The organism is Mesorhizobium sp. P3_A8 (assembly GCF_056402995.1).
The window spans coordinates 170,323-195,415 of the sequence record NZ_JBFUGI010000009.1 but is presented as its reverse complement, the minus strand read 5'-3'; the positions used below and the strand labels follow the sequence as shown (position 1 = coordinate 195,415).

The 25,093-nt window shown below is 63.1% G+C and carries 24 protein-coding genes; 7 read left to right on the top strand and 17 right to left on the bottom strand.

Going from position 1 to position 25,093, the window contains the following annotated elements:
* Nucleotides 1-85: 85 nt before the first annotated feature.
* Complete coding sequence (locus tag AC1DX4_RS21970) at nt 86-298, bottom strand: hypothetical protein (protein ID WP_477222273.1); 213 nt, start codon at nt 296-298, stop codon at nt 86-88.
* Between AC1DX4_RS21970 and AC1DX4_RS21965 the strand changes: the two genes are divergently transcribed.
* On the top strand, nt 282-1,157 hold the full coding sequence (locus tag AC1DX4_RS21965; protein ID WP_477222272.1) for an ATP-binding protein: 876 nt from the start codon (nt 282-284) through the stop codon (nt 1,155-1,157). The two genes, AC1DX4_RS21970 and AC1DX4_RS21965, sit on opposite strands and share 17 nt — an antisense overlap.
* Nucleotides 1,158-1,185: 28 nt before the next feature.
* Here the strand turns inward: AC1DX4_RS21965 and AC1DX4_RS21960 are convergent, their stop codons facing one another.
* Nucleotides 1,186-2,007, bottom strand: a complete 822-nt coding sequence (locus tag AC1DX4_RS21960) for a helix-turn-helix domain-containing protein (protein WP_477222271.1) — start codon at nt 2,005-2,007, stop codon at nt 1,186-1,188.
* Nucleotides 2,008-2,118: 111 nt separating this feature from the next.
* Here AC1DX4_RS21960 and AC1DX4_RS21955 point away from each other — a divergent pair, with 111 nt between their 5' ends.
* Nucleotides 2,119-3,009 (top strand): NAD-dependent epimerase/dehydratase family protein, encoded by an 891-nt coding sequence (locus AC1DX4_RS21955; protein WP_477222270.1) that lies wholly within the window; start codon nt 2,119-2,121, stop codon nt 3,007-3,009.
* Between the two features lie 112 nt (nt 3,010-3,121).
* Here the strand turns inward: AC1DX4_RS21955 and AC1DX4_RS21950 are convergent, their stop codons facing one another.
* Nucleotides 3,122-4,648 (bottom strand): peptidoglycan DD-metalloendopeptidase family protein, encoded by a 1,527-nt coding sequence (locus AC1DX4_RS21950; RefSeq protein ID WP_477222269.1) that lies wholly within the window; start codon nt 4,646-4,648, stop codon nt 3,122-3,124.
* A 395-nt stretch (nt 4,649-5,043) separates the two neighbouring features.
* Here AC1DX4_RS21950 and AC1DX4_RS21945 point away from each other — a divergent pair, with 395 nt between their 5' ends.
* Entirely contained in the window at nt 5,044-5,757 is a 714-nt protein-coding gene (locus AC1DX4_RS21945; RefSeq protein WP_477222268.1) for an outer membrane protein, read from the top strand.
* A 2-nt stretch (nt 5,758-5,759) separates the two neighbouring features.
* On the opposite strand, the gene AC1DX4_RS21940 is transcribed toward AC1DX4_RS21945, so the two are convergent.
* From AC1DX4_RS21940 to AC1DX4_RS21885, 12 genes are all read right to left on the bottom strand, one after another.
* On the bottom strand, nt 5,760-6,413 hold the full coding sequence (locus tag AC1DX4_RS21940; RefSeq protein WP_477222267.1) for a protein-L-isoaspartate(D-aspartate) O-methyltransferase: 654 nt from the start codon (nt 6,411-6,413) through the stop codon (nt 5,760-5,762).
* Complete coding sequence (gene surE / locus AC1DX4_RS21935; protein WP_027039151.1) at nt 6,410-7,168, bottom strand: 5'/3'-nucleotidase SurE; 759 nt, start codon at nt 7,166-7,168, stop codon at nt 6,410-6,412. Before surE ends, AC1DX4_RS21940 begins: the two co-directional genes overlap by 4 nt.
* Nucleotides 7,168-8,472, bottom strand: coding sequence for a serine--tRNA ligase (gene serS / locus AC1DX4_RS21930; protein ID WP_477222266.1), 1,305 nt, complete (start codon nt 8,470-8,472; stop codon nt 7,168-7,170). The genes surE and serS overlap by 1 nt, the downstream gene beginning before the upstream one ends.
* A 103-nt stretch (nt 8,473-8,575) precedes the next feature.
* The gene (gene tatC, locus AC1DX4_RS21925) at nt 8,576-9,451 is read right to left on the bottom strand and encodes a twin-arginine translocase subunit TatC (RefSeq protein ID WP_477222265.1); all 876 of its coding nucleotides are present in this window, start codon (nt 9,449-9,451) and stop codon (nt 8,576-8,578) included.
* On the bottom strand, nt 9,448-10,212 hold the full coding sequence (tatB, locus tag AC1DX4_RS21920; RefSeq protein ID WP_477222264.1) for a Sec-independent protein translocase protein TatB: 765 nt from the start codon (nt 10,210-10,212) through the stop codon (nt 9,448-9,450). The genes tatC and tatB overlap by 4 nt, the downstream gene beginning before the upstream one ends.
* Nucleotides 10,213-10,241: 29 nt before the next feature.
* Nucleotides 10,242-10,463, bottom strand: coding sequence for a twin-arginine translocase TatA/TatE family subunit (locus tag AC1DX4_RS21915; RefSeq protein WP_013895102.1), 222 nt, complete (start codon nt 10,461-10,463; stop codon nt 10,242-10,244).
* A 180-nt stretch (nt 10,464-10,643) separates the two neighbouring features.
* Nucleotides 10,644-11,411, bottom strand: coding sequence for an SMC-Scp complex subunit ScpB (gene scpB / locus AC1DX4_RS21910; RefSeq protein ID WP_477222263.1), 768 nt, complete (start codon nt 11,409-11,411; stop codon nt 10,644-10,646).
* A complete protein-coding gene (locus tag AC1DX4_RS21905) occupies nt 11,408-12,208 on the bottom strand; it encodes a segregation and condensation protein A (RefSeq protein WP_475460436.1) in 801 nt (266 codons plus the stop codon). Before AC1DX4_RS21905 ends, scpB begins: the two co-directional genes overlap by 4 nt.
* Before the next feature lie 62 nt (nt 12,209-12,270).
* On the bottom strand, nt 12,271-13,290 hold the full coding sequence (gene nagZ, locus AC1DX4_RS21900) for a beta-N-acetylhexosaminidase (protein ID WP_477222262.1): 1,020 nt from the start codon (nt 13,288-13,290) through the stop codon (nt 12,271-12,273).
* A gap of 190 nt (nt 13,291-13,480) precedes the next feature.
* Nucleotides 13,481-16,882, bottom strand: coding sequence for an SPOR domain-containing protein (locus AC1DX4_RS21895; protein ID WP_477222261.1), 3,402 nt, complete (start codon nt 16,880-16,882; stop codon nt 13,481-13,483).
* Nucleotides 16,883-16,985: 103 nt separating this feature from the next.
* On the bottom strand, nt 16,986-18,743 hold the full coding sequence (gene argS, locus AC1DX4_RS21890; protein ID WP_477222260.1) for an arginine--tRNA ligase: 1,758 nt from the start codon (nt 18,741-18,743) through the stop codon (nt 16,986-16,988).
* 62 nt (nt 18,744-18,805) lie between these two features.
* Nucleotides 18,806-20,020 (bottom strand): deoxyguanosinetriphosphate triphosphohydrolase, encoded by a 1,215-nt coding sequence (locus tag AC1DX4_RS21885; protein WP_477222259.1) that lies wholly within the window; start codon nt 20,018-20,020, stop codon nt 18,806-18,808.
* An 86-nt stretch (nt 20,021-20,106) separates the two neighbouring features.
* Here AC1DX4_RS21885 and erpA point away from each other — a divergent pair, with 86 nt between their 5' ends.
* The 4 genes from erpA to AC1DX4_RS21865 all read left to right on the top strand — a co-directional run bounded on the left by erpA (nt 20,107) and on the right by AC1DX4_RS21865 (nt 22,050).
* Nucleotides 20,107-20,454, top strand: a complete 348-nt coding sequence (erpA, locus tag AC1DX4_RS21880; RefSeq protein ID WP_477222258.1) for an iron-sulfur cluster insertion protein ErpA — start codon at nt 20,107-20,109, stop codon at nt 20,452-20,454.
* A gap of 4 nt (nt 20,455-20,458) precedes the next feature.
* On the top strand, nt 20,459-20,851 hold the full coding sequence (locus AC1DX4_RS21875) for a VOC family protein (protein WP_477222257.1): 393 nt from the start codon (nt 20,459-20,461) through the stop codon (nt 20,849-20,851).
* Nucleotides 20,852-20,857: 6 nt separating this feature from the next.
* Nucleotides 20,858-21,652: an exodeoxyribonuclease III gene (xth, locus tag AC1DX4_RS21870; RefSeq protein ID WP_115142993.1), complete on the top strand. Its 795-nt coding sequence runs from the start codon at nt 20,858-20,860 to the stop codon at nt 21,650-21,652.
* An 80-nt stretch (nt 21,653-21,732) separates the two neighbouring features.
* Nucleotides 21,733-22,050, top strand: a complete 318-nt coding sequence (locus tag AC1DX4_RS21865) for a hypothetical protein (protein ID WP_477222256.1) — start codon at nt 21,733-21,735, stop codon at nt 22,048-22,050.
* 202 nt (nt 22,051-22,252) lie between these two features.
* On the opposite strand, the gene AC1DX4_RS21860 is transcribed toward AC1DX4_RS21865, so the two are convergent.
* A complete protein-coding gene (locus AC1DX4_RS21860) occupies nt 22,253-23,104 on the bottom strand; it encodes a tetratricopeptide repeat protein (RefSeq protein WP_172228228.1) in 852 nt (283 codons plus the stop codon).
* Nucleotides 23,091-24,815, bottom strand: a complete 1,725-nt coding sequence (gene ilvD / locus AC1DX4_RS21855) for a dihydroxy-acid dehydratase (protein WP_477222255.1) — start codon at nt 24,813-24,815, stop codon at nt 23,091-23,093. Before ilvD ends, AC1DX4_RS21860 begins: the two co-directional genes overlap by 14 nt.
* Nucleotides 24,816-25,093: the final 278 nt, after the last annotated feature.

The following is a 25,093-nucleotide window of genomic DNA, read 5'->3' as shown; positions in this document are numbered from 1 at the left end:
TCCTGAATTTTGAAAACAGCCGCCAACCGTCCTGCGGAGTTTGGCGGCCCCTTGAAATTTGGCCGGAATATAGTCGGTAAAGTTGTCAATGCAACTGCGCGGCCAGCCAAATCGGCTGCTTTTCCGGCTTGTTGAGCCGTGTTAGAGCATGACCGCGAAAAGCGCGAGCCGGTTTTCCGAAAAGATCACGCTCGAACAAAAGGTTGGAACCGGTTTCGAATCCGACGGATTCGAACGTGCCCAACCTGCCCGCCCCAGGAAACGAACCAAAAAGACCTGAAATGACCGACAGCAGCATCGACGCCCTCAACAAGAAACTTGACCGCCTGATCGAGGCTGTCGGCCGTCTCGCCCCGCCGCCGGTGCCTCAAACCGACCTCGGCGAGGCCGACTGCTTCGTCTGGCAGGCCGATCCGGGCTATCTGGAGCCGGTGCGCAAGGTCAACCGGGTCGATATCGGCCTGATCCGCGGCGTCGACCGTGTCCGCGACATCCTTGTCGACAACACAGAGCGCTTCGCCGCCGGCTTTGCTGCCAACAACGTGCTGTTGTGGGGCGCGCGCGGCATGGGCAAATCGTCGCTGGTCAAGGCCGTGCATGCCGAGATCAATGCCAAGGCCAAGTCCGACCTGCCGCTGAAGCTGATCGAAATCCACCGCGAGGACATCAACACGCTGCCGAAGCTGATGGGTTTGCTGAAGGCGGCCCCCTTCCGCGTCATCCTGTTTTGCGACGACCTGTCCTTCGATCATGACGACACCTCCTACAAGTCTCTGAAGGCGGCGCTCGAAGGCGGCGTCGAAGGCCGCCCGGCCAACGTCATCTTCTACGCCACCTCGAACCGCCGTCATCTGTTGCCGCGCGACATGATCGACAATGAGCGTTCGACCGCCATCAACCCGTCCGAAGCGGTCGAGGAAAAGGTCTCGCTGTCCGACCGTTTCGGACTTTGGCTCGGCTTCCACAAATGTTCGCAGGACGAATATCTCGAGATGATCAACGGCTATGCCAGCCATCACGGCCTCGACATCGATCCCGAGCAGTTGCGGGCAGAGGCGCTGGAATGGGCGACCACGCGCGGCAGCCGCTCGGGTCGCGTCGCCTGGCAGTTCACGCAGGACCTGGCCGGCCGGCTTGGCAAGCCGCTGAAGGATTGACCGCGTCGCTAAAGCACAATCCAGGATGTCATTTGGGCGGCCGCGCCCGCCGCAAATCGCGCGGCGTCTGGCCGATCTCGCGGCGCATCCAATGCGCCAGATGCGACTGGTGCGCGAAGCCCGTCAATTCCGCAACCTCGCTTGTGCTGAGATCGCCCTGCTGCAGCAGCATACGCGCACGTTCGACGCGACGATGCAACACGTAGCGATGCAGGGTGACGCCCGTCGCCACCTTGAACCATGTCCGCAAATGCGAGCTGCTCGCACCGGCAACCCGGCTTAGCCGATGGATTGAAAGCGGCTCATGGAGAGCGTCCTCGATGTATTCCAGGACGCGCTTGAGCTGGGTATCCGACAGCCGGTTCGTTCGATCGGTGTCTATATCGTCGACGCCAAGCAGCCTCACCGCGAGCGCAGCGCCAATGCTGTCGGCAAACAGTGAGCCGCTCGGCGCGCCTACATCGAGATCGCTCTGAAGTGCTCGAGCAAGATGCTCGATGCGCTGGTCACGAAGCAAATGGCGCGTGTCGAGCCGCGTCACCAGCGCCCTGCCGCCAAGTTCCGCCGCTACCCTTTCCATCAAGGCTGGCTGCAAGTCGATCTCGATCGTCTCGAACGCGGTCTCAGCCTCGAAACCACCCTCCTCGCCTGCCGGCACCAGGTCGATATCGCCGGCGCGCCTGACGAAATATCGTCCAACCTGATTGCAATAGGAGCGTGTCGCCGCGCTTGCGTGCACCATGATGCGATGGTGTGGCGCCCGGGCAAGACGATGGACGCCCGCCTCGATATGCCGGGAAACCATTGTCACGTCGGACGGAGATCGGGCCGGAGCGAATTGCGGACGCATGCTCTCTCGATTCATGGCGAAACCTGCTCAAGATTTGGCAATTCCCGCGCGATTTTCAATGCCGCGAACATGTACTCACGCCTCTCCATCAAGCTTGGAAGAGAGGTTGCCATGAGTTTCTATGTTGTTGTCGGAGCAGGCCCGGTTGGTCGCGAGACCGCTCGCCTTCTCAGCGAAGAAGGACATGAGGTCGTTCTCACAAGCCGAAGCGTCGGTTCAAACGCGTTGCGGAACGTGCGAGCCGTGCAAGTCGACGCCACGGATGCTTCGGAACTGTCGCGTATCTGCCAAGGCGCCGATGCGATCTTCATGTGTGCCATGGCCACATATCATCGCTGGCCGACCGACTTTTTCCCCATCATCGACGGTACCGTGCGCGCGGCCGAAGCGGCCGGCGCCAAGCTCATCGTGCTCGGAAACCTTTATGGTTATGGGGAAAATGCCGACAGCCCGCTTCGCTCCGACCTGTCGCTGGACCCGACTTCGAAGAAAGGAACCGCCAGGACGATGATGTGGCAGCGGGCGGTCCGTGCCGATGTGCCGGCGATCGAAATTCGCTCCAGCGACTATCTCGGGCACGGCGCGATCAGCTACTTCTCACTGGTGGCGCTGCCCTCCATCATCGAGGGCAAGCCCACCGCCTTCATTGGAGACCTCGACGCAACTCATGCCTGGAGCTTCACTAGGGACGTCGCGAGCACACTTGTCGCGGCTTCCCGTTACACGGGCGAATGGGGACGGGCGTTTCACGTTCCCTCGCAACACGCCTCACCCCGGAATCTCATCCAGAAAACCGCGGCGATGCTCGCACGAGAGGTTTCAGCTATACGTTCCTATTCCGTCCCGGAGATGGAATCCTTGGGCATGCATGAGCTCATCGAGATGAGCTACCTCTTCGAGAGCCCCCTGCTGGTTGATTCCTCCGACACCGAGGCGCTTCTGGGCGTGAAGGCTAGCAGCCTTGAGGAGATGATCGCCGACACGCTTCGCGATCATATGTGAAACCCTACGAGCGGGCTTTTGGACAAAACTGAAAAAGCCCGCTCCTTGCGGAACGGGCTGAGCCGGCGGGCCGGACTGGAGGTCAGACGGCCCGCAAATCGCTTTTTTTATTCTATTCGAGATAGCCTGACGGATCGACCGGGGCAGAGTTCTTGCGCACTTCGAAGTGCAGCTTCGGCGAGTCCGTCGTGCCGCTCATGCCCGACAATGCGATCTCCTGGCCGCGCTTGACCTTCTGGCCGCGCTGCACCTCGATCGAGCTGGCATGGCCGTAGACGGTGACCAGGCCGTTCTCGTGGCGCACCAGCACCGTGTTGCCGAATTCCTTGAGCCCGTCGCCGGCATAGATGACGACGCCGTTCTCGGCCGCCTTGACCGGCGTGCCCGTGGGCACCGCGATGTCGACGCCGTCCTTGCCCGCTCCGAAGCCGGAGATCACCCGGCCGCGCACCGGCCAGCGCATCTTGCCGATACCCGTGGCGTCCGGCGCCACCGCGTCGTCGTCCTCGGCCTGCTGAATGACCTTCGCGTCTTTTTTCGGCGGCGTGTAGGATGCCAGCGTTTCCGACGGCGTGGTCTTTGCTGCCGGCTGCGTCGTGGCTGTGGTTACCGGATCGACCTTCGCCGGCTTGGCGCTGGCGACCGTCGCGGTTCCGCCGGCCGGCACCTTCAGGGTCTGGCCGATCTTGAGCAAACCATCCTTCATGCCGTTGGCCTGCTTCAGCGCAACGACGCCGACGCCGGTCTTCCTGGCAATCGAAGACATCGTGTCGCCCGATTGGACCGTATAGGTGCCCGCAGCGCCGGTTGCCTTGGCGACCTGCGCCGGCTTGGGCTCCTTGGGCTGGCTTGCGGCCGCTGACGCATCGACCTGAGCGGCGGCCTTACCTTCCTTGAGCTTCGGCTGCTGCGGCAGCACGGCGACCTTGTCCGGCGCGGTGGCCGGCAGATCATGCTTGCCGTCCTTCGCCGGTTTTGCATCGGCGACTTTCGGCTCGGCCTTGCTCGAATACGCATAGGCAGGGATGACCAACTTCTGGCCCGTCTTCAGCCCTTTGGTTGCGCTCAGACCGTTCACCTTCATGATGACGTCGGCCGGCACCTTGTAGTGCAGCGCGATGCCATTGATCGTTTCGCCGTCCCGCACGACGATTTCGGTCGCGTGCGGCCTGCCCACTTCTGCCATCTTCGGCGCGTCGGGCTGGGCATTCTTGAACGGTTTCGCAGCCGGCTCGACAGTGCCGGTTGTCGTCCTGTCGACATGGGGAGCAGGCCGAACCATGGCCGGTGCCGATGCGACACGCACCGGATTGGCTGCAGGCGCGAGTGCTGGCGCGGCCTGAGCTGAAACGGGCGGCGGCAACGGCCGGCTCGAAACCGGCTCGAGGCTGGAGCGGCTGACCGACTGGGTGTGGCTGCCGTCAAGCGGAGCGGCCGAGACATCACCCGGATAGGGCTGCACGGCATCCTGCTTGTTGATGATGGCGCGCTGATTGTTGGTCGAGGAAGTGAAGACATCGTCGACACTGTTGAACCGCGAAGCCTGGGAACTGCACCCGGCGGCAGCACCCGCAATCATGAGAACAGCGCAGCCCCGCGCCAGATTGCGACTGTTTGTCTTCAAAACACTGAGTTGCATCGCACTAACCCGCACAAACGCTGCACCAACTGAGACAGGATTAAAGCGCGTTAATGTTACTGGGCGGTTAACCCATTAGAATCCGACGAAAATTTTCTTAAAACATTTGGGGCCACCTCGGAGTGGCCAGCGGCCCGGGCTTGGTCGGTCGGGAATGCTGGTCTGCGGCAACCGAGCCTGGCATCCCTTGAAGATGTAGCGCAGACCTGGATCATCGGTACGGACCCAGTGCGAGGATCGAGCGGCAGCGCCACCTGTTCAAGGATGCTTCGTATTTCAGCAAGCTTGTTCATGTCCGTGCGACACTTCTGAAATAACCCCACCTGTTGCGTTGGGGTAACGGTACTTCGGGGTTGAGTTCAGATAGGGTCGGGGCGGGCTTGGGGGGTACTTCTATGAAACGTTTTCTGATTGCCGTGACGGCTGCCGCTGCTTTGGGTGCCGTTGGGCACGCATCCGCCGCCGATCTCACCGAGGCGCAGGTCGCCGCCAGCTATGACTGGAGCGGCCTCTATATCGGCGCCAATGGCGGCTGGGGATCGAGCCACTCCTGCTGGGACGCATCGTTCTTCGGCCTGTCTTTCAGCGAAGGCTGTCACAACGCCACCGGCGGCGCACTCGGCGGGCAAGTCGGCTATCGCTGGCAGCGCAACGACTGGGTGTTCGGGGTGGAAGCGCAAGGCGATTGGGCCGATCTGAAGGGCTCCAATCAGTCCGAATTTATCCCGGTCTTTACAAATCGCTCGCGCGTCGACGGGTTTGGATTGTTGACTGCCCAGGTCGGATACAGCTTCAGCAACGCCCTCGTCTACGTCAAGGGCGGGGCCGCCGTAACGCGCAACCATTTCGAGGTCGTCACCACATTTCCTCCCAATACGCTTGCCGGCACGACCGATGACCAGACCCGCTGGGGTGGCGCTCTAGGCGCCGGTGTTGAGTACGGTTTTGCTCCGAATTGGTCGCTTGCGATCGAATACGATCACCTGTTCATGCCCGACAAGACCACCGATTTCGCGTCCGTCGGGCTGCCCTTCCCCTTCGGCACGGACAACATCAGCCAGAGCGTCGATCTCGTTGGCTTGCACCTGAACTACCGCTTCGGCGGTTGAGCCTAGATCACCGCTGCGACGCTGCGCAGGATCGGCTGCAGGCGCACCATGCCGATGTCCTCGCGCTCGAAACGGCTGCCGACCTTGGTTAGCTTGGCCAGCACCTGCTCGCCCTCCTCCGGCCCGATCGGCGCGATGACGATGCCGCCGCTCGACAATTGGTCGAGCAGGAAGCGCGGCAGGTTGTCGAAGGCGGCCCAGACGACGATGCGGTCGAACGGCCCTTCGGCAGGCAGGCCGCCAGAGCCGTCCGCCTGGCGCACGATGACATTGCCGATGCCGAGTGCCTCGAAACGCTGTCTGGCTTGCTCGACCAGCGTCTTGTAGCGATCGACGGTCACGATACGCGCCGCCAGCCGCGACATCACCGCCGAAGTATAGCCGGAGCCGGTGCCGATCTCGAGCACACGGTTTCCCGCCTCGATGGCAAGGGCCGCGATGACCGCCGCCTGCATGTCGGCGCCTTCGATCGCCTCGCCGCATTCGATCGGCAGCATACGGTCCGACCAGGCGATCTGGTGGAAGTGGGGCGCCAGGAAACCGCGTCGCGGCGTCGCCTCGAACGCCGCGATTAGCGCCTTCGGCACCGTTCCCCTGCCGCGCAGGCGCAACAGGAAAGCGGCAAATCCTTCGCGGTCATCGATTGGCAGGTTCATGCAAGCGCCTTGCTCAGCTGGTCACGGATCTCATGCGCGGTGAGGTCGAGCTGCAACGGCGTCACCGACACCAGGCGGTTGCGCAGCGCGTAGAGGTCGGTGCCTTGCTTGCCTTCGACCGGCTCGCGGCCAAAGCGCAGCCAGTAGTAAGGCAGGCCGCGCCCGTCACGGCGCTCATCGACCCACAGGCTGTGCACGAGCTTGCCCTGCGTGGTGACCACCGTGCCGGCGACCTCCTCGGGAAGGCAGTTGGGAAAATTGACGTTGAGCAACACGCCGTCCGGCAATGGCGTCGCGACCAGCTTCTTCAGCAGTGCCGGCGCCAGCGCCTCCGTCGTCTCGTAGGGCACGACGCGATCCTCGCCGACATAGGAATAGCCCTGGCTGAGCGCGATCGAGCGGATGCCGAGCAGCGCGCCTTCCATGGCGCCGGCGACGGTGCCGGAATAGGTGACATCGTCGGCGATGTTGGCGCCGGAATTGATGCCGGACAGGATCAGGTCCGGCGCGCCGGGCAGGATCTTCTTCACCCCCATGATAACGCAGTCGGTCGGCGTGCCGCGCACGGCAAAATGCTTCTCGCCGATCTTGCGCAAGCGCAGCGGCTCCGAGATCGACAGCGAATGCGCATAGCCGGACTGATCCTGCTCCGGCGCCACCACCCAGACATCGTCCGACAGGGTGCGGGCGACGCGCTCGAGCGACGCCAGGCCCTCGGCATGAATGCCGTCATCATTGGTCAGAAGAATGCGCATTATTTCGCTTCGATCTTTGCCAGACCGCCCATGTAAGGCCGCAGCACTTCAGGAATGGTTACGCTGCCATCCTCATTCTGGTAGTTTTCGATGACAGCTATGAGCGCGCGGCCGACGGCGGTGCCCGAACCGTTGAGCGTGTGGACGAAGCGATTGCCCTTGCCATCCTTGTCCTTGTAGCGGGCATCCATGCGACGCGCCTGGAAATCGCCGCAGACCGAGCAGGACGAGATTTCGCGATAGGCGTTCTGGCCGGGCAGCCAGACCTCGATGTCATAGGTCTTGCGCGCGCCAAAGCCCATGTCGCCGGTGCACAGCACCATGGTGCGGAACGGCAATTCCAGCCGCTTCAGCACTTCCTCGGCGCATTGCGTCATCCGCTCATGCTCGGCGAGCGAGGATTCCTGGTCGGTGATCGACACCAGCTCGACCTTGTAGAACTGGTGCTGGCGCAGCATGCCGCGCGTGTCGCGGCCGGCCGAACCTGCTTCCGAGCGGAAACATGGCGTCAGTGCGGTGAAGCGCAACGGCAGTTTTTCATGCGCCGTGATCTCTTCGCGCACCAGGTTGGTGAGCGGCACTTCGGCGGTCGGGATCAGGCCGAGCCTGCCCTCCCCATGCTTCACAAAGAACAGGTCTTCCTCGAACTTCGGCAGCTGGTTGGTGCCGAAAAGCACCTCGTCGCGCACCATCAGCGGCGGGATCACTTCCTCATAGCCATGCTCGGTCGTGTGCAGGTCGAGCATGAACTGGCCGATGGCTCGTTCCATCCGCGCCAGGCCGCTCTTCAGCACGGTGAAACGCGAGCCCGACAGCTTTGCCGCCCGTTCGAAATCCATCATGCCGAGCGCTTCGCCGATCTCAAAATGCTCCTTCACCCAGTTCGGCCGCGTCGGCACCGTGCCGACAATGTGTTTGACGATATTGTCGTGCTCGTCCTTGCCGACCGGCACGTCGTCGAGCGGCACATTGGGCAGCACTGCCAACGCGTCGTTCAGAGCCTTGTCGAGTTCGCGCTCGCGCGCCTCGCCATTCTGGATGAAGGTTTTTATCTCGCCGACTTCGGCTTTCAGTTTCTCCGCAAGCGCTGCATCGCCCGAACGCATGGCGTTGCCGATCTCCTTCGAGGCGGCATTGCGGCGCTCTTGCTTGGTCTGCAGTTCGGTGACGTGTTCGCGCCGCGCCTCGTCTGAGGCGATCAGCCCGTCGACCGTGGACTGCGCCTCAGCCGCCGACCACGAGCGCTTCACCAGCGCCTCGACAAGGGCCTTCGGGTTGTCGCGAATCCATTTGATATCAAGCATGGTTTTTTCGTCCTCAAGCTAGGCCAGAGGGCGTAAACCGCATCCTTGATCGATGCAAGATGAGGCTGGGCGGCAGCTGTCGTTTTCCGCCGCCGCTGACCTCTTAGGAAGCGGCCGGCGCTGGAGGTTCGTCCGGTGTTTTGTCAGCCACGGTCTCGCCGGCTTCCTGCTTCTCGCGCGCAACCCGCTGCTTTTCCTGGTCACGCTCGATCCAACGCGCGGCCCAGATCGAGACCTCGTAGAGAAGGATGGTCGGAATGGCCAGGCCGATCTGGCTCATCGGATCGGGCGGTGTCAGCACGGCAGCAACGATGAAGGCGATAACGATCGCCCATTTGCGCTTCTCGGCCAGCGCCTTGGACGACAGCATGCCGACACGCGTCATCAGGCTGGTCACCACCGGCAGCTGGAACACCAAGCCGAAGGAGAAGATCAGCGTCATGATCAGGCTGAGATATTCCGACACTTTCGGCAGCAGCGAAATCTGCACCTGATCGTCGGTGCCGGCCTGCTGCATGGCGAGGAAGAACCACATCACCATCGGCGTGAAGAAGAAATACACCAGCGAAGCGCCCATCAGGAACAGGATCGGCGATGCGATCAGGAACGGCAGGAAAGCGTTGCGCTCGTTCTTGTAGAGGCCGGGCGCGATGAACTTGTAGATCTGCGTGGCGATCAGCGGAAAGGCGATGACCATACCGCCGAACATGGCGAGCTTGACCTGCGTGAAGAAGAATTCCTGCGGCGCGGTGTAGATCAGCTCGACCTTGTGCGGATCGAGACCAGCCCATTTCGTCGCCCATTTGAACGGGACGACCAGAAGGTTGAACAGCCGCTTGGCGAAGAAGAAACAAACCAGGAAGGCGACGAAGAAGCCACCCAGCGACCAGATCAGGCGCCGGCGCAGCTCGATCAGATGCTCCATCAGGGGAGCGGACGATTTTTCGATCTCGTCCTTTTCCTTGTCCGAAACGCTCACTTGGCGGCTCCAGCCGTCTTTTTGGCCGCTGGCTTCTTCGCCGCGGCAGGCTTCGGTTCGGCTTTCGCCACGGTCTTGGCACCAGCCGGCTTGGCGGCAGGCGTCTTGGTTGCGGCAGGCTTTGCAGCGGTCATGGCCTTTGCCGACACCTTGGCCGCGGGCGCAGCTTTTGCAGTCACCGCGGGTGCGGCTTTTGCCGTCACCGGCTTCGCGGCAGTCGCGACCTTGGACGGCGCTTTTGCTGCCGGCGCGGCCTTGGTCGCTTTCTTGGCCGCAGCTGCCTTCGGCACCACGGATGCCGTCACCACCGATTCATCGGTCATCGCCGGGAAAATTGGGGCCGCTGGCGTGGTTTCTGGCCCGCTGACGCCAGGCATTTCCGTCGCGCCATTCTTCAGCGGTTCGGCGGCCTGTGCCGTCGAAGCGGCGGGCGTTGCCGGATCGGCGGCCGGCTTCGGCTTCATCGCTGCGTCGACACCGGCGCGCACATCGGACGCCGCCTGCTCGAACGGATTGAGCTGCTTCTTGATCTCGGCAACGGGGCTGAGGCCCCTGAGCTCGTCGACCGACTTCTTGACGTCGTCGAGCTCGGCTTCCTTCAGCGCTTCGTTGAACTGCTTCTGGAAATCGGCCGCCATGGCGCGCAGCTTCGCCGTCGTGCGCCCGAAGGTGCGCAGCATATTGGGCAAATCCTTCGGCCCGACGACCACGATCATGACGATCGCGATCACCAGCATTTCGGTCCAGCCGACTTCAAACATGGCAATCTGTTCCGACTAGAACTTTTGGCTCAGCTCTTGCTGGCTTTTTCCTTCACGGCCGAAACGGTCTCGTCGGCACGGTGTTCGACGGTGCGCTTGTCCTCAGCGACGTCGTCGTCCGCCATGCCCTTCTTGAAGCTCTTGATACCCTTGGCCATGTCGCCCATCAGTTCCGGAATCTTGCCGCGGCCGAAAACCAGCAGCACGATCACCAGCACGATCATCCAGTGCCAAATCGAAAATGAACCCATAGCAAATCTCTCTCGAATGTTTTCCCTGGCGATGATCTATGCGTTTTCGCGTTGGGATTCAAACACAACAGCGACAGAGTTTATGAAAGGGTGACGGATGTCACGCTTTTTCGACTCGCTGGCCCGCTACCAATCGGCGCATCTACGACCTATCGGCGCGCTTGGACAGAGCGCCAATGGTCAATCTTCCGTGACGCGCGGCGTCAAAAGGCCGAGTTCCTCGAGGTCGATGTCGGTCAGCGGATCCTCGTCCTCGGTCAGCGCATCCGGGTCGGCCGGCGGCTGCGGAATGGAGAAGTTCGACGGCATGCGGCCCGAAAGCAGGCCCGCCCCCTTCAGCTCCTCCATGCCGGGAAGATCGCGGATTTCCTCGAGCGCGAAATGGTCGAGGAAGGTTTCGGTGGTGCCGTAAGTGACGGGACGGCCAGGCGTTTTGCGGCGGCCGCGCATGCGCACCCATTCCGTCTCGAGCAGCGTGTCCAGCGTGCCCTTCGACGTCTCGACACCGCGGATGTCCTCGATCTCGGCGCGCGTCACCGGCTGGTGATAGGCGATGATCGCCAACACTTCGAGCGCCGCGCGCGACAGCTTGCGCTGCTGCACCGTGTCGCGGCTCATCAGGAAGGCGAGATCGCCGGCGGTGCGGAACGCCCAGGCGTCGCCGACGCGCACCAGATTGACGCCGCGCCGCGCATAGACCTGCTGCAGCTCGGCCATGGCAAGGGCGATGTTGATGCCGTCGGGAAGGCGCGCGGCAAGCTGCTTTTCGCTGACCGGCTCGGCGCTGGCGAAAACAATCGCCTCTGCCATGCGCACGGCTTCCGCCATATGCAGGCGCTCGGCCGGGTTCTGTGCCGGATTCTGGACGGAAGCCTCGTCGAGATCGCCCTCTTCCGGCCCATCATCCACCTTGAAGGGGATAACCGAAGCGTTGGCGCGTTCGCTCATGATGCCACCTCGACTGCCTTGATTGCCTGCACGCGGCCGCGCAGATAGATCGGTGCGAACGTCTGATCCTGCCGCAAATCCATCGTGCCGTCGCGCACCAGTTCCAATGTTGCCGCAAACGAACTGGCGATCGCCGTACGCCTTTCCTCTGGGCTGGTCATGTACACGATCAGGAAGCTTTCCAGCGTCGTCCAGTCGCTGACAGCCCCGACCAGCCGGGTCAGGATGTCGCGCGCGTCCTTGAGCGACCAGACACCACGCCTGGCGATGGTCACATTGTTGATTGCCTGCTTCTGCCGCTGCTGGGCATAGGCGGTCAGCAAATCATAAAGCGACGCCGAATAGGCGTTGCGCTTCTCGATGATGACCATTTCCGGCATGCCGCGCGCAAACACGTCACGGCCGAGCCGGTTTCGGTTGACCAGGCGCGCCGACGCGTCACGCATGGCTTCCAGCCGCTTCAGCCGGAATTGCAGAACCGCCGCCAGTTCCTCGCCGCTTTCGCCCTCTTCACCCGGCTGTTTTGGGATCAAGAGCTTCGACTTGAGGAAGGCAAGCCACGCCGCCATCACCAGATAGTCGGCCGCGAGTTCGAGCCGCAGCGCCCTCGCCGTCTCGACAAAGGTCAAATACTGCTCGACCAGCGCCAGGATCGAGATGCGTGCCAGATCGACCTTCTGGGTCCGGGCAAGATGCAGGAGAAGATCGAGCGGACCTTCGAAGCCGGCCACGTCGACGACCAGCGACGGGTCGCCGGTGACGCGTGAATCGTCGTTCTCGGCCCACAGGCGGTCCATCGGTGCGGCCTTCGCAGCCTTGCTTTCCAATGTTTCCGCCACTGCCCTGTCACTTCCCTTCGTTAGGCCACCGCATCGAAATAGGTGGCGAATTCAGCGCGTATCTCGGTTTCCTCGACCGCGTCGTGTTTCTTTATATAGGTCAGTGCCCGCTTTGCGCGCTCCAGCGACTTGCCCTCAAGCCCCTTGGTGCGCGAGGCGATGCCCGCCATCTCCTCGAAAACGCCATTGCAGTGAAGGACCAGATCGCAGCCCGCCGCAAGGATCGAGGCAGCCTTTGTGGGGAAATCCCCAGAAAGTGCCTTCATCGAGGTATCGTCGCTCATCAGCAACCCATCGAAGCCGATCTCGCGGCGGATGATCTCGTCGATGACCTTGCCGGATGTGGTCGCCGGGTTGTTGGGGTCGATGGCGCTGTAGACGACATGCGCCGTCATCGCCATCGGCAGGTCGTTAAGCTCCCGGAATGGGGCAAAGTCATGCCGTTGCAGATCGCTGAGCGAGGCGTTGACTATTGGCAGCTCGAAATGCGTGTCGGCAAAGGCTCTGCCATGCCCCGGAATATGCTTCATCACCGGCAGCACGCCGCCGGCCATCAGCCCTTCCGCCGCCGCGCGGCCGAGTTCGGTGACCGGGCGCGGCTCCTTGCCATAGGCGCGCGCGCCGATGACGTCGCTGGCGCCTTCGATCGGCACGTCGAGCACCGGCAGGCAATCCGCCGTGATGCCGTAGCGCAAGAGGTCGAAGGCGTGCAGGCGCGCCATCAGCCATGCGGCACGGGCGCCGGCGTCGTGATCGTCGCGCCACAGCGCGCCAAGCGCCCCACCCGCCGGATAGTTCGGCGCCAGCGGCGGCCGCAGGCGTTGCACCCTGCCGCCTTCCTGGTCGATGAACACCAGCGCGTTCGGGCGTCCGATACAGTCGCGCATCTCGGCGACCAGATCGCGGATCTGCTCGGTCTCGCCAATGTTGCGGGCAAACAGGATGAAGGCCCACGGGCATTCATTGCGATAGAAATTGATTTCTTCGCGGGTGAGCGATTTCCCGGCACAGCCGAGGATCATGGCTTTTGATTCGGTCATATCAGGAGTTTAGGGCTTCGCGCGGCCAAAGGGAATCGTCTCTGGACACATGCGTGGAAGCACGTGACTTGCTTCCACATGAAAAAGCACTGGGCACATGAAAAAGCACTGGGCACATGAAAAAACGCTGGGCACATGAAAAAGCCGGCGCGACCTTGGGCCGCGCCGGCTTTGATTGATTGAAACGCGTTTAGCGCGACACGAAGCAGTTGCCGCCGGCAGCCTTGTAGCTGGTGCACAAATTGATGGCATCGTTGCGCGACTGGGCCACGACACGGACGCGGTAGAACGTGCCCTTGCCGGCAATCTCGGCCTTGACGATGTTGGCGGTGCGGCCGGCAAGCACGCTGCCATAGCGGCGCTGCAGATCCTGGTAGGTCGACTGGGCGCTTTCCACCGTCGGCTGCGAGGCAACCTGCATCGACCACGAACCACCACCGGTCGCAGTCGTTGCCGGATCGATGGAAGCAACCTGGTCGGGCTTGACCTCGCCGACGACGTCGACCGGCTGATCCGACGGACGCTGCGGCGCGATCGCAACCTTGGCCGGAGTGTTGGCTGACTGCGCCTTCGCCGGCTTGGCTGCAGGCTTGAGGGCCGGCTCGTCGTCCGCCTGGGCAGCGGCGGGCGCCACGGTGCCGGTCTGGTCGGCATCGGCCTGGGCCGACGGCGCGACATGCTGCGGCGCCGGATCGCTCGGCTCAGCCGCCGCCACCTGCGGCGCGGCCGGTGCTGGATCCTCGCGCGGCACCAACGAGCCGTCCGACTTGACCACCATGGTCCTCACCTTGCGCGGCGCAACGGCGACGACATCGGTGTTGGTGCCCTTGTCTGTATCCTGCAACACCTGCGCGATGCGATCCTCGCCCTTGGGCGCGGGCACCGCCGCATTGTCGGCAGGCGCCGCATTGTCGGCAGGCGCTGCATTGGCGGACGGCGCCGCGCTGGCGGTCGGCGCGGCATTGCCGTCATCGGCGCCGCCAACGGCAGCGCTCTGATCAGCAGAAAGATCGATGGCACGGGCCGGATCCTTCGCCTGCACATCCACCGGGACCTCGGTGTTGGTGACAAGCTTCTGCTGCACGGGTTCAGCGGGCTTGGCGCCCTTGACCACCGCGTCATAGACCTTGTTGTCCTGGTTCGGCACCACGGTGCCGCCCGGATTTTCCGGCTTGACCTTGATCGGTGAATTGTCGGCCTTGACGATGACAGGCGCTTCGCTGCCGCCCTTGCCGCCGAAGGACAGGGCAAAGGCACCAAGGCCGCCTGCAATCGCCACGGCGCCGACAATGGCAGCGATGAACAGGCCGCGGCGGCCCGACGGCCTGGCCGCTTCCCGCTCGCCGAGACCCGGAACAGACATCGCTTCGTCCAGCTCGGGATCATAGTCGAGTTCATCGACGGTGAAATCGTCCGCCTGCGAGACCGGCTGGCTGCCGGGCAGACTGTCGAGATCGAAGCCATCGGCGGCGTCGGCATAGCCTGTGTTCGCCACAGCACGGGCCGGCATTTCCGCCGGACGCGCCGCATAGGTCCGCGCTTCCGGCTGGAAGGCCGGCTTGGGCTCTTCGTATGTCGGCGCCGCATATCCGGGGTTAAATCCGGCGTTGTAGGATTCATCGGCATAGGCAGCGCTGCTTGCGGGAGCAGCAGGAGCAGGCGCGACCTCCACCGAATTCATTTCCGTCAGCAGGCTGGAGAACTCGGCGTCGAGATCGTCATAGCCAGGCGAGGCCGGCTCATCTTCCTCGAAATGCAGTTCAGGAATGTCGAGATCGTCCGCCAGCGCCACGACGCGCTCCGGCACATCGACCGTTTCAACGTCAGGCATCTCTTCGTAGCGCGAGGACTGGTGCGGCGGCAGTGCGGATACGGGGGCTGCATAGGCAGCAGCCGCAACCGGCTCGGGCGCACGGTAGGACGGCACAAAGGCCACTGCTGGGGCCACATCAGGCGCGGCGACCCTGGCCGCCATAGCGGCGGCTGGCTGCGCGGCGAATGCCGGCTGCTGGGGCACCGGCGTCACGCGGCTCCACGAACGGGTCGGCTCGGTCGGCGCGGAGCGTTCGGCCAGCCAATCGAGGGAATCGTCCTGATCCTGCTGGGAAGCGACCTCGTCACGCGGATCGAGGTTCCTGGCCAAGGCAGCGTCGAACGCATCATTGTCGAAATCGACATCGACATGACCAGCGGCGTGAACGCCAAGATCCTGGCCCTGGAGCTCATCGAGCAGCAGATTGTCGAGATCGACATCGGCGGCGTGAGCCGCACTGGAGGGATGCAGATCCTCGGGCGCTTGTTCGTCGAGATCCCAGTCGAGATCGCCGACGAGATCGGCAGGTTCCTCGGCAGCCGTTGCAGGCGCGGCGGTATACGACTGAACGGGAGCAGCAGGCGGCTGAGCCACAAAGGGTTGAGCGACGACGGGCTGAGCCACGACAGGCTCCTTGGCCGACGGCAGCGTGCGCGCCGTCATGGCGCCCAGAAGCGCGTTCAGCTCGTCTTCGAGGCTTCGTTCGTCCGCCACGGGGGCCCGCACCGGCTCGGCCATGATCGCTGCCGGAGCTATCGGCTGGACAGCGGCGGTCGCGACCTCGGCGCCCGGCTCTTCGACAGGCTCGGCGAACGCGTCGTCCAAGTTCAGATCGAACGCATCATCCGAAACGGCCTCAGGGCTTGAGAAGTCGCCCCTGGCGTCCACGGCATCGGCGAGCACTTCGTGCGTTTCCGCTGCAAAGGCCACCGGCTCGTCCGCCTGAACGTCAAAATCCATATCGACATCGGCCATGGCGTCGTCGAAGTGACCCTCGAAACCCTCGTCGGAAATCGCTTGGGTCTCATTCGCGGCGGCCAGAACCGGCTCTGGATAGTCGATCGCGGTCGCAGCCACATGGTGCTGATCCGCGGAATGGTCGTCCAGCATCAGCTCGTCTTCCAGCGAACGCGCGACCGCATCATCGAATTCATGCTCGGGCGCCGGCTCGACAGCCACCGGCACCTCGGCAACGGCATGCTGGGGCTCGACGGCCTCGTCTTCGATCTGGACGGTATGGTCCTCGATGTGGAAATCCTGATCGAGCGACGCGGCAAGCTCGTCCTCCATCGGCAGATCGTCCTCGAAGGGCGAAACATCCTCGAGCGAACTGGCGACGGCATTGTCGAAATCGACGTCGAAGGCAGGTTCGACGGATGGCGCGGCTTCGGCAGCGCCGGGAATTGTTTGGCTGGCGACGACCGAATGGTCATCGGCACCCGTGAAGTCCAGATGGAAATCGTCATCGAGCGACAGCGCAAGATCGTCGTCGGCAGCGTGCGTGGCCGCCGTTTCGAATGCCGGCTCATGAACTTCGACAACCGGAGCGGCAGCGCTATCGCCAGCGTCGAAATCGCCCATCAGTTCCTTTTCGAGGTCGATATCGAAATCGTCCTCTCGCACGGACTGATCGGCGACAGCGGGCTGCGGCTGGGCCGGCGCCGGCTGCTTGACCGGCTGGCGCGGGTCGAATCCCATGATCCTGGTCAGCTCCGCGAACGGATCATCGTCAGCGATGTCGTTGTTGTCGGCTACTCTCAGCTGGGTTCTGTCTGCCATTATTGTTCCCGAACTCGCACTCATTCGGACGCCATGGACGTCGCGCAGGGTTGGCCCTTACCAGCGCAATGTGGGCAAAAGGTGACAGGTTATTTAGTCAAACCTAACGCATTTCGGCGGGCGCGGCGGCCCCGATCAGCGTCAGGCCGGACGTGAGAACGTCCGAAACAGCCTGCACCAGCCCTAGTCTGGCATGCGTCAATTTACGATCGTTAACCTTAACAAACCGTAAGTCCGGATTATCCGTGCCCCGGTTCCAGTGTCCGTGGAAACTGGAAGCCAGATCGTAGAGATAAAATGCCAGCCGATGCGGCTCCAGCGCAAGAGCGGCGGACTCGATCAGGCGCGGATATTCCGCAAGCTTGCGGATCAGGCCAAGCTCGCCCTCGTCGGTCAGCAAAGCCGCCGCGGCGGACAGGTTGTTTCGATCGAAGTTCGCCTCGCCCAACTGCTCGCTTGCCTGCCGGAACACCGAATGGCAGCGCGCCGAAGCGTACTGCACATAAAACACCGGATTGTCCTTGGACTGCTCGGTCACCTTGGCAAAGTCGAAGTCTAGCGGCGCATCGCTCTTGCGGTAGAGCATCATGAAGCGGATCGCGTCGCGGCCGACCTCCTCCACCACTTCCCGAAGCGTGACAAAATCGCCGGACCGCTTCGACATACGAACCGGCTCGCCTTCGCGAAACAGCTTGACCAGGTTGCACAGCAGGACGGTTAGTTTTACGTCATCGCCGCCAATTGCCCGCGCCAGAGCTTCCAGCCGTTTGACATAGCCGCCATGGTCGGCGCCAAGCACGTAGATCAGGTCGACGAAGCCGCGATCGACCTTGTCCTTCAGATACGCCACATCGGCGGCGAAATAGGTGAACGCGCCATCGGACTTGACCAGCGCCCGGTCCATGTCGTCGCCGACCGCGGTCGAGCGGAACAGCGTCTGCTCGCGGTCCTCCCAATCGTCCGGCTTCTCGCCCTTGGGCGGCGGCAGCTTGCCCTTGTAGATATGGCCCTTCAGCGTCAGGTCATTGATCGCCAAGCGGATTTTCTTGGCACCGTCGGCATGCAGCGTGCGCTCGGAGAAGAACACGTCGTGGTGCACGTTGAGCAGCGCCAGATCCTCGCGGATCATCGCCATCATCGCATCGATGGTCCGGTCCTTGACGATGGCCAGCGCTTCGTCATCAGGCATCTGCAGCAGCTTGCGGCCAAATTCCGCGACCAGCGCCTGACCGACTGGCACCAGGTAATCGCCGGGATAGAGACCAGCCGGTATTTCGCCGATATCGTCGCCCAGCGCTTCGCGGTAGCGAAGGAAGGCCGAGCGCCCGAGCACATCGATCTGCGAGCCGGCATCGTTGATGACATACTCCTTGGTCACGTCGTAACCGGCAAACGCCATCATATTGGCCAGTGCGTCGCCAACCACGGCACCCCGGCAATGGCCGACATGCATCGGGCCCGTCGGGTTGGCGGAGACATATTCGACATTGGTTTTCCTGCCGGCGCCGATCGTCGAGCGGCCGTAGTTGCGGCCCTCGCCCAGAAGCGCAGACAGATGGGCCTGCCAGAAGCCGTCCTTGAGCCTCAGATTGACGAAGCCAGGGCCGGCCACGTCAACGGCGGCGACATCCTTGTCGTCCCGAAGCGCCAGTGCCAGCCTTTCGGCCAGCGCGCGCGGATTCTGCCCGGTGGGCTTAGCCAGCACCATTGCCGCATTGGTCGCGAGATCGCCATGGCTGGGGTCGCGCGGCGGTTCGACGGCAATGCGCGACAAGTCCGGCGAAACGCCGTCCTTGTCTTTCAGATCAAGCGCTTCGACAGCCTTTGTGACTCGCGCGGTGAAATCGGCGAAGATGTTCATGGGTATTGCTCTGGCGGCTTTATGGCGAATCCGGCTCGTTGGCCGGCAAAATCGCGCCCGCCCTAGCTCAAATCCGGGGTGCGGTCAAACAAACGCCGGTGTTCCTTGAGCGCGTAGGTGTCGGTCATCCCTGCCAGGAAATCGGCCACGCTGCGCGCCTTGATGCGATCCTCGGCCCGGTCCAGCCCCTCGCGCCAGCCGTCCGGCATGGCGCGCGGGTCGGCGAAATAGACGTCGAACAGGTCCCTGACGATCTGCTCGGCGCCGGCGCGCACCCGCATCACCTCCTTGTGCCGGTAGAGGTGCTTGTAGAGAAAAGCCTTCAGTTCCTTCTCGGCCGCGGCCATCTCGGCGGAAAAGGTCACCATCGTCTCGCCTGCCGCCCTCACCGCGTCGGCGCTTCGCGGTCCGACGCGCTCCAGATTGGTGGTCGTGGAGACAATAACATCCTCGACCATGGCGGTGATCTGCCGCCGCATCAGTTCGTGGCCGGTACGCACGTCATCAAGCACCGGATAGCGCTCGCGCACACCCGCCAGGATCGTCCCCGGCAGCGAGACGGTCTTCAGCATATCGAGCGTCAGCAGCCCTGCCCGCAGGCCGTCGTCGATGTCATGCGTGTTGTAGGCGATGTCGTCGGCGATCGCAGCACACTGCGCCTCGATGCCGGCGAACCGGTCCAGTTCGAGATCCTGCAGTTCCGAATAATCGCGGATTGCCTGCGGCACCGGCCCTTTCAGGCCTTTGCCGCCGGCGTCCGTCAGCGGGCCATTGTGCTTGACCAGGCCCTCCAGCGTCTCCCAGGTCAGGTTCAGCCCATCGAATTCGGCGTAGCGCGCTTCCAGCCGCGTCACGATGCGCAGTGACTGCGCGTTGTGGTCGAAGCCGCCCCAGGCGGCCATCTTGTCGTTCAGCGCGTCCTCGCCGGTGTGGCCGAAGGGCGTGTGGCCGAAATCATGCACCAACGCCACCGCTTCGGCGAGATCCTCGTCGCCGCGCAGCGCCCGCGCCAGCGCCCGCGCGATCTGCGCCACCTCGATCGAATGGGTCAGCCTTGTGCGATAATGGTCGCCTTCATGGGCGATGAAGACCTGGGTCTTGTGCTTGAGCCGCCGGAACGCCGTCGAATGGATGATGCGGTCGCGGTCGCGCTGGAACGGCGTGCGGGTCGGGCTTTCGACCTCGTCGAACAGTCGGCCGCGCGAGCGCGCCGGATCGGTGGCGTAGGCCGCGCGTGGCCGGTAGCCGAATCCGATGTCGCCCAACTCATTGGTCATGATCGATGCCGCAATTGACGTGGTTAGTTGACTTGGCCGCTTGCGCTTCATACCTATCATGTGAAACCGAAAGCAAGGTGACGCCCATGGGCGCTGATGCCAAGACCGCAATGAAAGTCGAAATGACCGACTCCGCCGCCAAGCGGATCGCGAAAATCGTCTCGGGCGAGGCCGGCAAGACGGCGCTGCGCGTTTCCGTCGAAGGCGGCGGCTGCTCCGGCTTTTCCTACAAATTCGACCTGGTCGACGCCCGCAACGATGACGACGTCGCCATCGAGAAGGACGGCGCCACGGTGCTGATCGACGATTTGTCGCTGGTCTATATGGGCGGCTCGGTAATCGACTTCGTCGACGATCTGATGGGCCAGTCCTTCCAGATCCGCAATCCGAACGCTGTCGCCTCCTGCGGCTGCGGCACGAGCTTCTCCATCTAGCGGCATGCCTGGCATCGGCGCGGTCCGTCAGATCGCGCTTTCGGCCGGACGCAACCTTGATTCGACGCTGGCCTTCTGGCGCGATGTGCTCGGCATGGGCGTTCACGCCCGCTACGATCCCCCCGGCATCGCCTTCATCATGGCGGGCGATGTGCGCCTGCTGTTCACCGACGGCGTTCCGGCCGGCACGGTCTATCTCGACATTACGGGCCTCGAAGCCTTCCACGCCGACGCCAAGGCATCCGGAGTTCCCTTTACCGCGCCGCCCGCGCTTGTCCATCGAGACACCGAAGGCACATTCGGTCCGGCGGGGGAAAGCGAGTGGATGGCCTTCCTAAAGGATCCGGCAGGCAATACGATCGGGCTTGTCGAACGCCACGCGCCGCAGGAAGAATAGACCGTCATGAAAATCGTCACCTGGAACATCAACGGCGTTCGCGCCCGCATCGGTAACCTCACCCATTGGCTGACCGAAAGCGCGCCCGACATCGTCTGCCTGCAGGAGATCAAGACGGTCGACGAGCAGTTCCCGCGCGCCGAGATCGAGGCACTGGGCTACAATGTCGAAACCCATGGCCAGAAGGGTTTCAACGGCGTGGCGCTGCTGTCGAAGCTACGCTTCGACGAAGTCAATCGCGGCCTGCCGGGCGACGACACCGACGAGCAGGCACGTTTCATCGAAGGCGTGTTCTCGACCGACAAGGGCGCGCTTCGCGTCGCCTCGCTCTATCTGCCGAATGGCAATCCGATCGATGACGAGAAAAAATTCCCCTACAAGCTGTCCTGGATGGCGCGGCTGGAGCGCTGGGCCGAGGAGCGGCTGAGGCTGGAAGAAGCGCTGGTGCTGGCCGGCGACTACAATGTCATTCCCGAGCCGATCGACGCGCGCTTTCCGGAGAACTGGCTGGGCGACGCGCTGTTCCAGCCGCAGACCCGGCAGGCCTTCCGCCGGCTGCTCAACCTCGGTTTCACCGAAGCGGTGCGCGCGGTCACCGATGCTCCCGACACCTACACCTTTTGGGACTATCAGGCCGGCGCCTGGCAGAAGAACAACGGCATCCGCATCGACCATCTGCTGCTGTCGCCGGAAGCCGCCAACCGATTCTCGTCGGCCTCGATCGAGAAGCATGTGCGCGCCTGGGAAAAGCCCTCCGATCACGTGCCGGTGGCGATCGACCTCGCACTGCTGCCAGCCTGACGACCTCTGCGGCCTGAGGTCGGGCACGCCCATGCTGGACCTCATATCGCCACAAATCAGGCGCATGATTGAAAATCATCATGGCGGCCGGGGTTCCCATGACCATTCGATTTGTCGTTTGTCCGATCGGCTTGGCATTTGCCACGGCCGCCATGGTGCCGGCTTTTGCCGCCCAGGAATGTCTTGCCAATGGAAAATCCTATCCGGTCGGTCAGGTCGCCTGCCTGACGGTTGCCGACCAGAGCCATCTGGCTCGTTGCGAGATGGTGCTCAACAACACATCCTGGACGAAGGTCGGCGACAGCTGCCCTGAAAACACGATGGCTCCGCACCTGCACGTCACGCCGATCTCGACGCCCTCGCCAAGCATGGTGCCGACGGAGCCGACCGAGAACTGATTTTTTCTGATCAGCTGATCTGCCCCCGTTGTGTGGAGATGACCGGCAGGCCAGAGGTGGGCGCGAAGGAACTCTACCTCTCGTCCAAGCTACGAAGTGCCGAGACTTACCCAGCTGTGATTGACCGATAGGGGCGGCGGGACAGCGCCCCCCTCTGGCCTGCCGGGCATCTCCCCACGAGGGGGAAGATCGGCAGACGACCCTACTGTTCCGTGTTGGCGGTGCCCTTGGTCAGGATGTCATCCGCCAGCGAAATCGCGGTACGGCGGTCGGCTTCGCCGGCGGCGGCGAAGGCCTCTTCCTGCATGCCACGGATCCAGGGCTGATCGGCCGGCGAGGCGCGTTCGAGCGCCGCGGTCATCATCGCCAGGCCACGAACGATCTTGCCGCTCTGGAACAGGAGATGACCAAGCGTCGCCTGCGCGCCGGCATGGCCCTTTTCGGCGGCGAGTTGGAACCAGCGCCCGGCCTGCTTGACGCTGGCCTTCACACCGCCCTCACCCTTCAGGAACATCTGCCCCATCTCGAACTGGGCGTTCGGGTTGCGGTAGTTGGCGGCGGCGCGCATGTAATATTCCTGGGCAGCCACCTCGTTCTCGGTGACCGGGCTGCCGGGAATGCCCGTGCGCAGATAATCGCCAAGCGCCACCAGCGCGTCGGAGACATAGCTTTCTTCCGGCGAACCGGGCTCGACATCCTGGTCGACGATCTCGGAGAAGAACTTGAACGCCTCATAGTCGTCGCGCGCCACGCCGTCGCCCTCGGCATACATACGGGCAAGCTTCCAGGTGGCGCCGATCTGGCCGTTTTCGGCGGCGTATTTATAGGCTTCGGCCGCCTGTTCCTTGTGGCCGTTCTTGTAGGCGGAAAAGCCGAACTGGAACACGGCCCAGGGGCTCGACTGCGGCTTCACGCCGGTCTTGTCGTCGAACACCTTGTCGTCGAAGGCCAAAGCCTGACCCACGGCGCCAAAGATCGCGACAGCGACCAGTGCCGGAAGGACAGATGACCTCAACAACTCTGGTGTTGACTTCAACAACTCAGATATCCGCATAGCAGTGTGTTTCTTTCGCACCGCCCGGATGGGTGACCGCGCCGTCGCGGGCAGACCCGACCGTCTGTGCGTATTTCCATATCGCGCCCGACTGGTAGTCGGTCGTGCGCGCCTTCCAGGTCTTGGCCCGCGCCGCCAGTTCTTCATCGGACAGCGCCACTTCGATCGTGCCGTTCACGGCATCGATCGAGATCACGTCGCCATCCCGGATGAGACCGATCGGGCCGCCCACGGCTGCTTCAGGCCCGACATGGCCGATGCAGAAGCCGCGTGTCGCGCCCGAGAAGCGGCCGTCGGTGATCAGCGCCACCTTGCCGCCCATGCCCTGGCCGTAGAGGGCTGCCGTCGTCGACAGCATCTCGCGCATGCCCGGGCCGCCGCGTGGTCCTTCGTAGCGAATGACGAGAACCTCGCCTTCCCTGTAGTTGCGATGCGTCACCGCCTCGAAACATTCCTCTTCCGAATCGAAACAGCGCGCCGGGCCGGAGAATTTCAACTCCGCCATGCCCGCGACCTTCACGATCGCGCCTTCGGGGGCGAGGTTTCCCTTCAACCCCACGACACCGCCGGTTTGGGTAATTGGTCTGTTGGCCGGGCGGACCACATCCTGATGTTCATTCCAGGCAACATGTTCCATGTTTTCGGCCAAAGTACGGCCAGTGACCGTCAGGCAATCGCCATGCAGATAGCCATGGTCGAGCAGCGTCTTCATCAACAGCGGAATGCCGCCGGCCTCGAACATGTCCTTGGCGACATATTTGCCGCCCGGCTTGAGGTCGGCGATGTAAGGCGTCTTCTCGAAAATCTTTGCGACGTCGAAGAGATCGAATTTGATGCCTGCCTCATGCGCGATCGCCGGCAGATGCAGAGCTGCGTTGGTCGAGCCGCCGGTGGCGGAAACCACGGTGGCCGCATTCTCCAGCGCCTTCAGCGTGATGATGTCGCGCGGCCGGATGTTTTTCGCGATCAGCTCCATGATCTTTTCGCCGGAGGCGAAATTGAAACGGTCGCGCATTTCGTAAGGGGCCGGCGCACCGCAGGAATAGGGCAGCGCGAGACCGATCGCCTCGGCGACGGTGGCCATGGTGTTGGCGGTGAACTGGGCGCCGCAGGAACCAGCCGACGGACAGGCCACCTGCTCGATCTCGAGAAGCTCGGCATCATTGATCGTGCCGACAGAGTGCTGGCCAACCGCCTCGAACACGTCCTGCACGGTGATCTGGCGGCCGCGATAGCTGCCGGGCAGGATCGATCCGCCATAGATGAAGATCGACGGCACGTTGAGCCGCACCATGGCCATCATCATCCCGGGCAGCGACTTGTCGCAGCCGGCCAGCCCGACCAGTGCATCGTAGCAATGGCCGCGCATGGTGAGTTCGACCGAATCGGCAATGACCTCGCGCGACACCAGCGATGACTTCATGCCCTGGTGGCCCATGGCGATGCCGTCGGTGACGGTGATGGTGCAGAATTCGCGCGGCGTGCCGTTGGCGGCAGCTACCCCCTTCTTGACCACCTGCGCTTGGCGCATCAGCGAGATGTTGCAGGGAGCGGCTTCGTTCCAGCAGGAGGCGACGCCAACCAGCGGCTGCGCGATCTCGCCGGCGGAAAGCCCCATGGCATAGAGATAGGAGCGGTGCGGCGCACGCGCCGGACCGACAGTCACATGGCGGCTAGGGAGCTTAGCCTTTGAAATGACCTTGGCGTCCATTCTCATCCTTGCCGCGGGCGGTGCGGCCTGTCCCATCGCCGAGCCTTTTGGCGCGTGTCCCGAGACAAGATCGAGGTGCGCCGGGTTTATGGCGGGAAATGGGCAATTTCCTCGGCCTGACTTCTAGCGCAGGGGTTGTTCAGAAAGTGTTGCCGAAACGTCACAATCACACGAAGCGCCCGCAGTGCGGCTTATATGCAACGCAGCTTGGATAGAGGACACGGCGATGATGCCGGCTCAAATGAAAAAGGCCGGGCAATGCCCGGCCTTTCCTATTC